Source organism: Microbulbifer sp. S227A, assembly GCF_049800935.1.
Map to the genome: position 1 here is coordinate 408,041 of NZ_JBNAFZ010000004.1, position 12,877 is coordinate 420,917.

General features: G+C 62.2%; 15 protein-coding genes. 10 read left to right on the plus strand and 5 right to left on the minus strand.

Translation table 11 applies throughout. The features are described from left to right. Positions 1–144: 144 nt before the first annotated feature. The 4 genes from ispF to ACP15R_RS12450 all read left to right on the plus strand — a co-directional run bounded on the left by ispF (position 145) and on the right by ACP15R_RS12450 (position 2,930). A complete protein-coding gene (gene ispF / locus ACP15R_RS12435) occupies positions 145–624 on the plus strand; it encodes a 2-C-methyl-D-erythritol 2,4-cyclodiphosphate synthase (RefSeq protein ID WP_424986734.1) in 480 nt (159 codons plus the stop codon). Continuing rightward, positions 621–1,121, plus strand: coding sequence for a phosphatidylglycerophosphatase A family protein (locus ACP15R_RS12440; protein ID WP_424986735.1), 501 nt, complete (start codon positions 621–623; stop codon positions 1,119–1,121). The genes ispF and ACP15R_RS12440 overlap by 4 nt, the downstream gene beginning before the upstream one ends. Next, positions 1,115–1,585 carry a CinA family protein gene (locus tag ACP15R_RS12445; protein WP_424986736.1) on the plus strand — a complete coding sequence of 157 codons (471 nt, stop codon included), beginning with the start codon at positions 1,115–1,117 and terminating at the stop codon, positions 1,583–1,585. The genes ACP15R_RS12440 and ACP15R_RS12445 overlap by 7 nt, the downstream gene beginning before the upstream one ends. A gap of 163 nt (positions 1,586–1,748) precedes the next feature. After that, entirely contained in the window at positions 1,749–2,930 is a 1,182-nt protein-coding gene (locus ACP15R_RS12450) for an ammonium transporter (protein WP_424986737.1), read from the plus strand. A 39-nt stretch (positions 2,931–2,969) separates the two neighbouring features. On the opposite strand, the gene ACP15R_RS12455 is transcribed toward ACP15R_RS12450, so the two are convergent. After that, the gene (locus ACP15R_RS12455; RefSeq protein ID WP_424986738.1) at positions 2,970–3,422 is read right to left on the minus strand and encodes a type II toxin-antitoxin system RatA family toxin; all 453 of its coding nucleotides are present in this window, start codon (positions 3,420–3,422) and stop codon (positions 2,970–2,972) included. Positions 3,423–3,499: 77 nt separating this feature from the next. On the opposite strand from ACP15R_RS12455, the gene hpt reads away from it, so the two are divergent. After that, positions 3,500–4,036, plus strand: coding sequence for a hypoxanthine phosphoribosyltransferase (gene hpt / locus ACP15R_RS12460; protein ID WP_424986739.1), 537 nt, complete (start codon positions 3,500–3,502; stop codon positions 4,034–4,036). A 9-nt stretch (positions 4,037–4,045) separates the two neighbouring features. Here the strand turns inward: hpt and ACP15R_RS12465 are convergent, their stop codons facing one another. Beyond that, positions 4,046–4,912, minus strand: a complete 867-nt coding sequence (locus tag ACP15R_RS12465; protein WP_424986740.1) for a LysR family transcriptional regulator — start codon at positions 4,910–4,912, stop codon at positions 4,046–4,048. 93 nt (positions 4,913–5,005) lie between these two features. Here ACP15R_RS12465 and ACP15R_RS12470 point away from each other — a divergent pair, with 93 nt between their 5' ends. Both ACP15R_RS12470 and ACP15R_RS12475 read left to right on the plus strand, forming a co-directional pair. Further along, positions 5,006–5,491, plus strand: a complete 486-nt coding sequence (locus ACP15R_RS12470; RefSeq protein WP_424986741.1) for a c-type cytochrome — start codon at positions 5,006–5,008, stop codon at positions 5,489–5,491. A gap of 58 nt (positions 5,492–5,549) precedes the next feature. After that, positions 5,550–6,437, plus strand: coding sequence for a c-type cytochrome (locus ACP15R_RS12475; RefSeq protein WP_424986742.1), 888 nt, complete (start codon positions 5,550–5,552; stop codon positions 6,435–6,437). Positions 6,438–6,547: 110 nt separating this feature from the next. On the opposite strand, the gene lipA is transcribed toward ACP15R_RS12475, so the two are convergent. Next, positions 6,548–7,501 carry a lipoyl synthase gene (gene lipA, locus ACP15R_RS12480; protein WP_424986743.1) on the minus strand — a complete coding sequence of 318 codons (954 nt, stop codon included), beginning with the start codon at positions 7,499–7,501 and terminating at the stop codon, positions 6,548–6,550. A 225-nt stretch (positions 7,502–7,726) separates the two neighbouring features. Between lipA and ACP15R_RS12485 the strand changes: the two genes are divergently transcribed. After that, complete coding sequence (locus ACP15R_RS12485; RefSeq protein WP_424986744.1) at positions 7,727–8,713, plus strand: hypothetical protein; 987 nt, start codon at positions 7,727–7,729, stop codon at positions 8,711–8,713. A gap of 27 nt (positions 8,714–8,740) precedes the next feature. Here the strand turns inward: ACP15R_RS12485 and ACP15R_RS12490 are convergent, their stop codons facing one another. After that, entirely contained in the window at positions 8,741–9,892 is a 1,152-nt protein-coding gene (locus ACP15R_RS12490; protein WP_424986745.1) for a DUF6456 domain-containing protein, read from the minus strand. A 235-nt stretch (positions 9,893–10,127) separates the two neighbouring features. Here ACP15R_RS12490 and ACP15R_RS12495 point away from each other — a divergent pair, with 235 nt between their 5' ends. Beyond that, positions 10,128–10,427, plus strand: a complete 300-nt coding sequence (locus tag ACP15R_RS12495; protein ID WP_424986746.1) for a DUF6477 family protein — start codon at positions 10,128–10,130, stop codon at positions 10,425–10,427. Here the strand turns inward: ACP15R_RS12495 and ACP15R_RS12500 are convergent. Then, the gene (locus ACP15R_RS12500; protein WP_424986747.1) at positions 10,420–11,964 is read right to left on the minus strand and encodes a trimethylamine methyltransferase family protein; all 1,545 of its coding nucleotides are present in this window, start codon (positions 11,962–11,964) and stop codon (positions 10,420–10,422) included. The genes ACP15R_RS12495 and ACP15R_RS12500 overlap by 8 nt on opposite strands. Positions 11,965–12,186: 222 nt before the next feature. Between ACP15R_RS12500 and ACP15R_RS12505 the strand changes: the two genes are divergently transcribed. After that, the gene (locus ACP15R_RS12505; RefSeq protein WP_424986876.1) at positions 12,187–12,822 is read left to right on the plus strand and encodes a DUF2270 domain-containing protein; all 636 of its coding nucleotides are present in this window, start codon (positions 12,187–12,189) and stop codon (positions 12,820–12,822) included. Positions 12,823–12,877 lie beyond the last annotated feature (55 nt).

The window sequence follows — 12,877 nt, forward strand, 5'->3', positions numbered from 1 at the left end:
TCTGCACTCACGAATTGCATCTGCACAATTATTAGGCAGATCGCCCGGGGTGATTGCCACAGATTGACCCACAGCCTAAACAGCGGCCACGGCACCCGCCGGCCCCGATTTCCGGGACCGGCGCAGCAGGACAGAGGCGCGCATATGGATATCAGGTTGGGAAACGGGTTTGACGTGCACAGGTTCGAACCTGGCGACACGGTCACGCTTTGCGGAATCGGGATTCCCTTTGATCGCGGCTTGCAGGGCCATTCCGACGCCGATGTCGGGATGCATGCGCTGACCGATGCGATTTACGGTGCGCTTGCGCAAGGCGATATCGGCCAGCACTTCCCGCCCAGCGATCCGCAATGGAAGGGCGCGGCGAGCGACATTTTCCTGCGCCACGCGGTCGAGCTCGCCCAAAGCATGGGGCTGGTGCCATCCAATGTCGATGTCACCCTGATCTGCGAGGCCCCCAAGATCGGGCCGCACGCAACCGCCATGCGCAACCGCCTTGCCGGGATCATGGGCATGGATGTTGCCCGTGTTTCGGTCAAGGCGACAACTTCGGAGCGGCTGGGCTTTACCGGGCGCGGCGAGGGCATCGCGGCCATTGCGACCGCGACGCTGGTATCGGCATGAAGCGTCTGGCGGAACTGATCGCGACGGTCTGCGGTGTCGGCTATCTGCGCCCGGCCCCCGGCACATGGGGCTCGCTGGTGGCGCTGCCGCTGGGGTGGCTGGTGCATGTGGTGGGCGGTTTTCCCCTGTTCCTGCTCGCCATTGTCGCGACGTTCTTCAAGGGGCTTTGGGCGACACGCCTCATGACCCGCGACAGCGACGATCATGACCCATCGGAAATCGTCATTGACGAGGTGGCCGGCCAGTTGATCGCGCTTGCGCCGCTCAGCTACTCGGCCTGGTCCATGGGGCTTGAGATCACCGACCTCTGGCCGGGCTGGATCGCGGCCTTTCTGCTGTTCCGGCTGTTTGACATCAGCAAACCGTGGCTGGTTGGCTGGGCGGACCGGCGCGGCGATCCGCTTGGGGTGATGCTGGACGATGTCATTGCCGGCGTGTTCGCCGCCCTGAGTGTCATGCTGCTCGCCGGATTGTGGCACGGGGTTATGGGATGGTAGATGTCACCGCCCTGCTCGCCGGTGCCCGCGCCGCCGGGCTTTGCATCGCCACCGCAGAGAGCTGTACCGGCGGCATGGTCGCGGCCGCCCTCACCGATATTGCCGGTTCGTCCGATGTGGTCGATCGCGGTTTCGTCACCTATTCCAACGCCGCGAAACAACAGATGTTGGGCGTGCGCGCCGAGACCCTGGCGCGTGTGGGTGCGGTGTCGGAAGAAGTTGCGCAGGAGATGGCGGAGGGCGCACTGAGTCATTCCCGGGCCGATCTCGCTGTCTCGATCACCGGCATCGCCGGTCCGGGCGGTTCCGAGTTCAAACCCGAGGGGCGCGTCTGTTTCGGGCTGGCCATGTCCGGGCGGGCGACGATCACCGAAACCGTCGAATTCGGTGCCCCCGGCCGCGACAAGGTGCGCCTCGCCGCCCGTGATCACGCCCTGTCCCTGCTGCTGCGCGCGCTTTCGTAAAGCGGCCATATTTTCGGCGCATGTCGCCTTTCCCTGCTCAATTTCACGGCAAATCGCAAAATGCCCGCATTTTGTGCCGCCCCGACAGGGTTGCCTCTTTTTTTCGCGCGCCGCTTTGGGCTCTACCCGCGGAACGGAGAAATCAGAGGGAAGGAACGGCGCGATGAACGGAGCCGACACAGCATGGATCATAGTGGCAACGGCCCTGGTCCTTTTCATGACATTGCCGGGGCTGGCCCTGTTTTACGGCGGTCTGGTGCGCGCGCGAAATGTTCTGAGCGTGTTCATGCACTGTTTTGCCATTGCCTGTCTGATGAGCGTGCTCTGGCTGGTTGCCGGCTATTCCATCGCCTTTGGCAGCGGCGAATCCGGGTTCTGGGGAGGGCTCGACAAATTGCTGCTGATCGGGATCGGGCCGGATGACCTCGCGGGTACTTTGCCCGAGATCCTGTTCTTTGCCTTCCAGATGACCTTTGCCATCATCACCCCGGCGCTGATCGTCGGGGCCTATGTCGAGCGTGTCGGGTTCGGCTTTGTGCTGCTGTTCTCGGCGCTCTGGATGCTGATCTGCTATGCGCCGGTGGTGCATTGGGTCTGGGGCGGCGGGATGTTGTCGGATGGCGGCATCTTTGGCGAGATCGGTGTCCGGGATTTCGCCGGCGGCATCGTGGTGCACGAAACCGCCGGGCTGGCGGCGCTGGTGATCGCCTTTTTCCTGGGGCCGCGCAAGAACCGCACCACGCCGCCGCACAATCCGGGCTATGTCATGATCGGCGCGGCGATGCTGTGGGTCGGCTGGTTCGGGTTCAATGGCGGCAGCCAGCTTGCCGCAGATGGCGGCGCGGCGATGGCGCTGACCGTGACCCATATCTCGGCAGCGACCGCGTCGCTGACCTGGGCCCTGTGGGAGCGGATCAAGTTCGGCAAGGCATCGCTTGTGGGCATGGTCACCGGCACCATTGCGGGGCTTGCCTCGATCACCCCGGCCAGCGGCTTTGTCGGCCCGGTCGAGGCGCTGATCATCGGCGCGGTCGCCGGGTTGCTCTGCCAGGAAGCCGTGACGCTGATGCGCCAGGTGCTCAAGATCGACGATACGCTTGACGTGTTCGCGGTACACGGGGTTGGCGGCATTTTCGGCACCATCATGATCGCGGTGTTCGGCGCCGGAACCTGGGCCGCGCAGCTGGGCAGCCTCGCCATCGTCGGTGCCTTTACCCTGGTGGTGAGCGTTGTCCTGCTCAAGCTGGTCGCGATGATCACCCCGTTGCGGGTGGATCTCGAAACTGAAACCAACGGGCTCGATCTCGATGTGCATGGCGAACGCGCCTATGACATGACCAGCTGACGACAGGGCGCGGCGGCCCGTGCCGGGGCCGCCACCCGATCAGGCCGCCGGGCCGTAGAGTTCGGCGGCACGGGTTTCAAATGCCCGCACGATCCGCTGCATCGCCTCGTTGAAAACCAGTCCGATGACCCGTTGCAGGATCGCGTTCTTGAACTCGAAATCCACGTGAAACGACACATCACAGCCGCTCGGCGTATCGCTGAAGGACCAGTTCGATTTCATGAACTTGAACGGACCGTCAATATACTCGGTGTCGATCGCCTTTTTTTGCGGCCAGAGCGTCACCCGGCTGCCGAAACGTTCGCGGAACACCTTGAAACTGATCACCAGGTCGGCCTCCATCACCTCGGCCTCGCCCCGTGGCGTGACGCTGCGCACCCGGGCCGCGGCGCACCATGGCAGGAACCGGGGATAAGACGCCACATCCGCGACAAGATCGTACATCTGCTGTGCCGAATACGGCATGGGGCGGGTTTCCGAATGGGTTGGCATGGGTTCGGGTCCGGCAGTTCGTGGATGACAGTGGCGCGTCGTGTCGTATGATTGGCCCAAAAGATCAAGAGGGGACCATGTCAGAGCGGCCATATGTCATCGACGAATTGATTTCCGCCAAGGCGATCGCGGCGCGGATCGAAGAGCTGTGCCGAAAGATCCGCAGCGAGTTTTCCGACACCGACAAGCTGGTCGTGGTCGGCTTGCTGCGGGGGAGTTTCGTTTTCATCGCCGATCTCGTGCGCGAGCTCGACATGCCGATCGAGGTCGATTTCCTCGAAGCCTCCTCTTATGGGGACAGCACCGAAAGCAGCCGGGAAGTCCGCATTCTCAAGGACCTGCGTGGCGCAATTGAAGGGCGCGACGTGCTGGTGGTCGAGGATATCGTCGATACCGGCCACACGTTGAACCACGTCATCAACCTGCTCAACAGCCGCAAGCCCGCCCGCCTGAAATCAATCGCCCTGCTGGACAAGCCAAGCCGGCGCGAGGTCGATTTTCGCGCCGATTGGATCGGGTTCGAGATCCCCGATGAATTCGTGGTCGGTTATGGCATCGATTTCGCGCAACGCAACCGCAACCTGCCCTATATCGGCAAGGTGCGGTTCACCTAGCGCGGGTCACTAACCGCTGATGCTGCCGTCCAGGATCGAGGCGCGCTCTGCCAGGTAGTTCAGGATACGATCCCGCACGATACGGATTCGTGGCACGTCACGCAGGTCGAAATGGGTGCCCACCCAGACCGGGACCGATGGAATCGGCGGCGCGTCGGCATGTCGTTCCAGTTCCGGCGTCGCATCGCCAATGAACACCGGCAGGATCGCCGTGCCTAGGCCAAGCTTGGCAAGCTCGCGCAGGACCAGGAAACTGTCCCCGCCATTGGCAATCCGGTCCGCCGGCACCTGTTTGTCCATCCACCGGGCCGGGTTCGAACGGGCCAGCGCGCCCGACAGGCTGAGCCAATGGTCGCTGGCCCCCGGCAGGCGATAGGCGTGAAAGGCGACATGGGCGGCGCAGTCTCCGGCCATGTCATCGGGCAGCGCCTGCGCCGGGCGCACCGAGATATCCGCCTGCATTCGGGCAAAATCGGTCTGGGTATTGGCGCTGAGCAAGTTCACCTGCAACTCTGTCGATTCCGCGTGCAGCTGAGCCACCAGCGGCGGCAACAGCACCTGGCAAATCGAATCCGTCGACGACACCCGGACCTCGCCGCGCAAGGGGGCAAGCGATCCGTGCATCAGCCGTTCGACCGACAGGATGCCGTTTTCGACCTCGCGCGCCGCATCGATCACCCGCGACCGTTCGGGCAAAACCCGGTATCCGGTTGCCGTGCGCTCGAACACCGCGCCGCCATGATCGGTCTCGAACGCGGCGACCCGGCGCAGGACGGTGGCATGGTTCACCCCCAAGGCCCGTGCCGCCGCGCTGACATTGCCCATATCGGCTACCGCCAGAACATAGCGCAGATTGTCCCAATTCGTGTTGTGCAAGAATTACGAGTCCTTTTGCAGGAATCGACAGTATATCTACAAATTATCACATGTATACTGTCCTTACTCGACAGGATCATCCGGGAGAATCTGATGAAACATGTACCTACTTTTATCGCCGGCATTCTCGCCGCCGGCGTTATCGGCACGGCCGCGATTGGCGATGGCCACGCGGACAAGGCAACATTGTCAGCAGTCAAGGCACGTCAGTCGCTGATGTCGCTACAGGCATTCAATATCGGCCTGCTCGGGGGCATGGCCAAGGGTGATGTCGAATATGACGCCGCCGCGGCCAGCGCCGCCGCAGGCAATCTCGCCGCGCTGGCGACGATGGACCAGTCGCGCATGTGGCCTCCGGGGTCGGACAACGCGACGCTGGGCGATGACGTGACCGAGGCCCTGCCGGCCATCTGGTCCGCGGACAGCAAGATCGGCGCGGACGCAATGGCCCTGGCCGAAGCTACCGCGGCGCTGCAAGCCGCCGCCGGGGAAGGGCTGGATGCGCTGCGCGGAGCGATCGGACCCGTCGGCAAGGCCTGTGGCAGCTGCCACGAGACCTATCGACAGGCCAAGAACTGAGCCCAGTGACGAAACGCCGACCGGGGGCACGTGACGGCCCCCGGCAAACGAGGCCAGGATGCGCAAATTTCTAATGGGTTGCCTGCTGCTGGCGGGTCTTTGTGCGGTTGCCCTATGGGTTCTGAGCCGCCCCGTGCCGCTCGCCGAGGACGCCATGGCGGGGCTGACCGGGGATCCGGCACATGGCGAAACCGTGTTCTGGGCCGGCGGCTGTGCCTCGTGCCATGCGGATCCCGAGGCCAAGGGCGAGGACAAGCTGATCCTGTCGGGGGGGTATCGGATCGAAAGCCCGTTCGGCACCTTCATCGCCCCCAATATCTCGCCGGGGCCACAAGGGCTTGCCGGGTGGAGCACCGGGGATTTGGCCAATGCGCTCAAGGCCGGGGTATCGCCGGATGACAAGCACCTGTATCCCTCCCTGCCCTATACCACCTATATCCGGATGACGCTGCAGGACGTGGCCGATCTCAAATCGTTTCTGGACAGCTTGCCGGTCTCCGACCAGCCGAGCCAGCCGCATGAGCTGGCCTTTCCCTTCAACATGCGCCGGGGGCTTGGGCTGTGGAAACTGGCCAACCTGACGCCGGACTGGCACCTGGCCGATCCGGCCAGCCCCGAAATCGAGCGCGGTCGATACCTTGTCGAGGCGCTTGGCCACTGTGCCGAGTGCCACACCCCGCGCGACCTGACCGGTGCGCTGGACACCAGCCGCTGGATGCAGGGCGCACCGAACCCGTCCGGCAAGGGCGAGATACCGGCGATCGACCCGCAATCGCTGAAATGGAGCGAAAGCGACATCGCCTATTATCTCGAAACCGGGTTTACCCCCGATTATGACAGCGCCGGGGGGCACATGACAAAGGTGGTCGAGAGCATCGCCCATCTAGGCCCCGAGGATCGCAAGGCAATTGCCGCATACCTCAAGGCCCTGCCAGACAACAGCTAAGGCAATTCGCGCCAGACCTGCAACATCTGACGCTGCCCGAAACCAGGGATTTCGACACGTATGATACGACGTATCTCAGCTGCGCCGGGAAACCCCGGAGCACAGCGGACTCAGGCGAGGCCGAGTTTTGCCTGCCGAGCATCCCGCAGACGGGCAAAATCGTCGCCCGCGTGATAGGATGACCGGGTCAGTGGCGTCGCGGACACCATAAGGAACCCCTTGCCAAAGGCCGCCTTTTCATAGGTTTCGAATTCTTCCGGTGTCACGAAACGATCGACGCGGTGATGTTTGGGCGTCGGTTGCAGGTATTGTCCGATGGTCAGGAAATCCACATCCGCCGCGCGCATGTCATCCATCACCTGTTTCACCGCCTGGCTGTCTTCGCCCAGCCCGACCATGATGCCCGACTTGGTAAAGATTGCCGGGTCAAGTTCCTTGACCCGTTGCAGCAGGCGCAGCGAGTGGAAATAGCGCGCACCGGGTCGGACCGTCGGATAGAGGCCCGGCACCGTCTCGAGGTTGTGGTTGAACACATCGGGCCGCGCCTCGACGACGATTTCCAGAACCGACGGGTCGCATTTCAAAAAGTCCGGGGTCAGGATTTCGATGGTGGTTTTCGGGCTGCGATGGCGGATGGCGCGAATGGTCTGGGCAAAATGGTCCGCGCCGCCATCCTTGAGGTCATCCCGATCCACCGAGGTGATCACCACGTGATTCAGCCCCAGCTTTTCCACCGCATGCGCCACGCGGCCCGGTTCGAACGCGTCCAGCGTGTCCGGACGCCCGGTGGCGATATTGCAGAAGGTGCAGCCGCGGGTACAGATTTCGCCCATGATCATCATGGTGGCGTGGCCCTGGCTCCAGCATTCGCCGACATTGGGGCAACCCGCCTCTTCGCAGACCGTCACGAGGTTGTTGTCGCGCATGATCTTGCGGGTATCTGCATATCCCTTGCCGCCGGGTGCCTTGACACGAATCCATGCTGGCTTCTTCGGCTGTGCATTGTCGGGACGGTGCGCCTTCTCCGGATGGCGCTGTTCGGGGATTTTCAGGTCTCGCGTCATGGGAATCCGGTCTCTTGCGTCGATTGCAGTACTCCCTAACATAACGCGGCGTCATTGAAACTGCCAGCAGCACATAGGTGCTATGCGTTCGGGGGCGCGTTCGTGGCCGGTATGTGAACCAGTTCCTTGTTCAAACGCCGCTCTGCCGCAATACTGATTCGCAAGTTGGATGACTTCCTGTCACGGCAGAGCGGCCGTGGCACGAACCGAAAGCGAGGTGACGCCATGCCAAGTATCGAACCCTGGGAACTGAAGGCCAAGATCTTTGAAAAGAAATGTGTCGCGATGGAAAAGGAGGTCGCCAAACTGTGCCCGCCGGCCAATGCGACCGCGCTCAAGGCCAGGATGAAGAGCAATCGCAAGATGGCCTATGATCGCGAAGACAAGCTCTCGGAGAGCATCCCGGCAGCGATCAAGAAGGGCGTCACCGGCAAGAAGTGGAAAGACTTCCTGGCCGACAAGGATTTCAAGAAAGCCCTGGCGGATTGGGAAGCATCGCTGGGCGAACAGCAGGCGCTGGTCAAGTCGCTGGAAGATCTGAGTGCAGATGCCCGGAAGCGGTTCCAGGAATTCAAACGCGCCCGCGACGATTTCGAAAAGGAAATGAAAAAGGCGGGCCAGGCGGAACGAACCAACAAGTCGGTCAAGAAATGGATGGATAAATCCGCCGCGATCCTGACCGATCTGACCACCTCGAAAGACGCGTTTGGAACCTTGCAGGCCAAGGACGCGTTTTTCGGTGCCAATCTCAAGAAATCGCGGGATGTGATCGTCACCAAGGCATTGAAGGAAGGCAAAGGCGACGAATTGCCCGACATGTTGCTGGAAAATCCCAAGCGGCAACAGACCGATAACAAGGCGAAACGGCTGGCCCGCAATATCGAGAAATTCACCAGCCACGCCAATATGCTCTGCGCCAAGGAGAAATTCGCGACAATTCCGGCGGATGTGCCGGGCAAGAAGGATCTGGAAAAGGATGTTCAGACCGCCAAGGCCTGCCTGAAAAAAGCCTCCGAACATCTGAAGACGCTCGAAGGGCTCAACAAGGAATTACAGGCTGCCAAGAAGAAACAGGCCAAGCTGATCGCGGCGCATAACGAACAGGGCAAGATGAACAGCCTGATCAAATCCGTTGCCGATCAGCACAAGGCCGGCGAAGACGCGTTCAATGCGGCGGAGGATCTGGTCGAAGAGGCCGACAGCAAACTCTGAGGTTTGGGCCGACCGGTATGGGCGGCGTCAGCCGATCATGCGGTCCGGCTCGTTCAGGCCGTCATAGTGGTGCCGCAGGCGTTGCAGGGCAATACGCAGGACGATCTTGCCCGAGCGCGCGGACCAGCCCATTTTCTTTTCGGCGGTTTCAAGCCCCTCGAGATAACAGCAACAGCGCAGCGCCACGTCGCTCAGCCCCGGACCGAGATCCGACAGGGCACGGGCCACGCGGTCGCGCGCTTCTGAAGGGCGCGAAGCCACGTCAAGCCCCGCATCAAAGCCCCCGCGCCCGCCGCCGGTCAGGAAGCGATCCCAGTTCTGCGCCACACGCGGCCCCATCTGTGCAAGCTCGAAATCCTCGCGCAGCCGTTCGCCGGCGCGCACCAGGTCATCATCCAGAAACGGTTTGCCATCCCGGTCCTTGCGCCGCGCCAGCGCGATCAGCGGGCTTTCCGACAGGTTGTACCGGGTGCGGCGCAGGGGCGCGGCGGCGTTGCCCGCCGTCGCCGAGCCTGCCTCGCCCGACACGACAAAGGGGGTCTGTGCCTCGGCAAAGCCATGTTCCTTTTCCTGCCGCGCGCGGTTTTCCTGTTCGGCCAGCAATTGCCCGAGCGCCGCGCGCCCCGCCGCGGTGATGCGATAGCGGCTGATCCGTCCGGGATTGGCGCAGGAAATCCAGTCTTTCAACGCCATGGCCTGGGCGATCTCGCAATCCACGACGGCGGTTCGGGTGGTAGTCGCCCCCTCGCCATCCCGCACGATCACCGCCTTTTCCATGTTCTCGGCGACCGCCAGAACGGCTCCGGTTTCACAGAGCCGGCGCAAGACGCGGCGCGCCTCGCTCTCAAGAGTGGCCGCATCGGGCGTCGGGACCGTGATCTTTTCGCTATAGCTCATTGCAGTCTTGTCCTTTTTCGCTTGTGCCGGGTCGCCACTGATCGCGGCGCCGCGCCGGGGCACGGGGAAATGAATATCCGCAAGCATCGCCAGCGCCGCATCGACAAGCGGGTCGTCCCGGCGGGTTTCGACCTTGCGGATTTGTCTCAGAACCGTGGATGCATGACAGCTCGCACTCCGGGCGAGGTCGCGGATCGGTTGCCCGGCTTCGGTATGCGCGAGATACCGCTGAACGCTCTCCGGAACCCAGTTTGGCAGCGCCATCACAACTTGATTTCCCATGTTGATCCGTCCTCGAAATCGTCAGGGCTGTATCGATTACCTATTCATTAACCAACAACCTATGAGCGATTCTATTACTCTAGTGTTAATGGAGCACCCACCCGTTCACCATTGTTTTTAAATGATAAACAGTAATGAAACCGGCGCACGGTGGTTTCGAAATGCACGCAACACCCGCGAAAGTTGTGCAATAGATCAACCCCATCAGGAAAACGAGGGAAAAGGATTTCGGGAAATGCAAGATGTAATGAGCATGTTGAACGCACTGCGCCGTCCACAGCTTTTGATCCGTGCTGCGCAGTTTGGCGCACGGGAATATCGCCGCGACCGGCACCTACAGCGGTTGCTTGGATATGGCACCCTGCCGCGCCCGGCGGCGGCGATCATGCGGCTGATGGACATCGAACGCACGCTGAACGAACAGCGCAACAGCGATGACGCCGGCTATGCGCTGGCGCGGCATGTCGATGTGCTGATAGCGATGATGGGCGAAGCCCAGTTGCTGCGCTCCGCCCGTTCGGACTCTGCTACATGAAGGCGTCCGGCATCGAGTCCTTCTTGGCCGCGACATAGGCTTCGAGCTCGGCCTGGACCGCCGGGTCGATCGCCGGCTGCTGATAGGTCTCCAGCAGGCGTGCCACACGAAGCGACGCGAGCGTCTGCGTATCGCGGGCGCCCTCTTCCTCCCAGGTCTCGAAAGGTTTGTAATCAAACACTTCCGAGCGCCAGAACGCGGTCTTGAAGTTGGCCTGGGTATGCTCGCATCCAAGGTAATGCCCGCCCGGGCCGACCTCGGAAATGGCCCCCATGGCCTGGGCATTGTCATCCACCGGCACCCCCTGGGCGAGCTTGTGCAACACGCCGAGCTGGTCCGCGTCGAGAACAAATTTCTCGAAACTGCTGACCAACCCGCCTTCCAGCCAGCCACAGGCGTGGAGCATGAAATTGACCCCGCCAAGCAACGCTGCGTTCAGGGTATTGGCGGTTTCATATGCCGCCTGTGCATCCGGCAGTTTTGAGGCGCACAACCCGCCGCCCGAACGGAACGGCAGCCCGAGACGCCGCGCCAGTTGCCCCGCGCCATAGAGGATCTGGCTGGCCTCGGGCGTCCCGAAGGTGGGCGCGCCACTGTTCATGTCGATCGACGTCACAAAGGCGCCAAAGATCACCGGCGCACCGGGACGGATCAGCTGGGAATAGGCGATCCCGGCAAGCACTTCGGCCAAAACCTGCGTCAGCGTTCCGGCAACCGAAACCGGCGCCATCGCGCCGCCGACGATGAACGGCGAAACAATGCAGGCCTGATTGTTGCGTGCATAGACCTCGAGCGCGCCCATCATCACATCATCAAAGGTCAGCGGCGAATTCACGTTGATCAGCGATGTCATCACCGTGTTCTGCTGAACAAAGTCCCTGCCGAACAGGATTTCGCACATATCGACCGAATCCTGCGCCCGGCTGGGTTCCGTCACCGATCCCATGAAGGGTTTGTCACTCAGCGTCATATGCGCGAGCAACATGTCCAGGTGGCGTTTGTTCACCGGAACGTCAGTGGGTTCACACACTGTCCCGCCCGAATGGTGCAGCCACTTGGACATGTAACCGAGCTTCACGAATTTGCGGAAATCTTCCATCGTCGCATAGCGGCGGCCACCCTCGGCATCACGCACAAAGGGCGGGCCGTAAACCGGTGCCAGCACCAGGTTCTTGCCGCCGATCTCGACATTGCGTGCGGGGTTGCGGGCGTGCTGAACAAAGCTTGACGGCGCGGTGGCGCACAGCTTGCGCGCCAGGCCCGGCGGGATCCGAACCCGCTCGCCATCAACTTCGGCACCGGCATCGCGCCAACGTTCGAGCGCCGCCGGATTGTTGACGAAATTCACACCAATCTCGGCCAGCACCTTTTCCGCATTGGCCTCGATGATCTCGAGCGCCTCGGTGGTCAGAACCTCGAAATTCGGAATATTGCGTTCGATATACTTGGCCGTCTCGACGCTGACCGCGGTTCGCTCGGCCCGGCGCGCCGCGCCGCCGCCACCTCGTGCCCTGCGTCTGGTATTTGCTTCGGTCATGCCCACGTCCCCTGTTGAAAGCGGCTTCTGCGCCTGTGGTTTACCCCAAGGCGATGCCCCCGCCGGGGAAGATAGCGGCGCATGGGGGGGAAAAGCGACATATGCGGCGGCGGCGCGGGCTTTGACCCCGGGTAACTGCCGGGGCATTATGACGGTCAGCCATGGGAGGACGGCGTCATATCAGAAACAGAATCAGTCCGTAAAACCCTGAACGCGGCGGAGATCGGGGCGGTTGCGCATCTCTATCGTGGCGAGGTCTATCGCAGCACGATCTGGCGGACCCGGCTCGATACGACAACGAACTGGGCGGTTGTCACCCTGGGTGTCGCATTGTCGATTTCCTTTGCCTCCCCCGAAGCCTCGCCGCTGCCGCTGGTGCTTGTCGGGGTACTGATCATCCTGTTCCTGATGCTGGAAGCGCGCCGTTACCGCTATTTCAGCGTCTGGCGCGCCCGCGCCCGGTGGCTTGAAACCCATTTCTACGCACCGTTGCTCTATGACGGCGACCTGCACATGGAAGACAACTGGCAGCAGGTTCTGGCAGAAGATTACATGCGCCCGACCTATCATGTCGGGTTGCTCATCGCGATCGGGCGTCGGATTCGGCGGAATTATCTCTGGATCCTGCTGATCCAGTCGATCGCCTTTGCCGGCAAGCTGGCGGTTCACCCGACCCCTGTGACCTCGCTGGAGCAGGCGCTCGCGCGCGCCGATGTCGGCCCCCTGCCCGGTCTTGTCGTGATCATCGTCGGATTTCTCTACATTCTCACATGGTCCGCCATCGCCTTCTGGAGCTATCGCATGGACGTGGATCGCGCCGTCCAGCGTGGCAAGCAAAGCTCGGATTCGATGGGCTGAAACCGCGCGCGGGCGGCATTCCTCTTGCCAGCCTGCCCGCTCCGTCCTAAAGCCA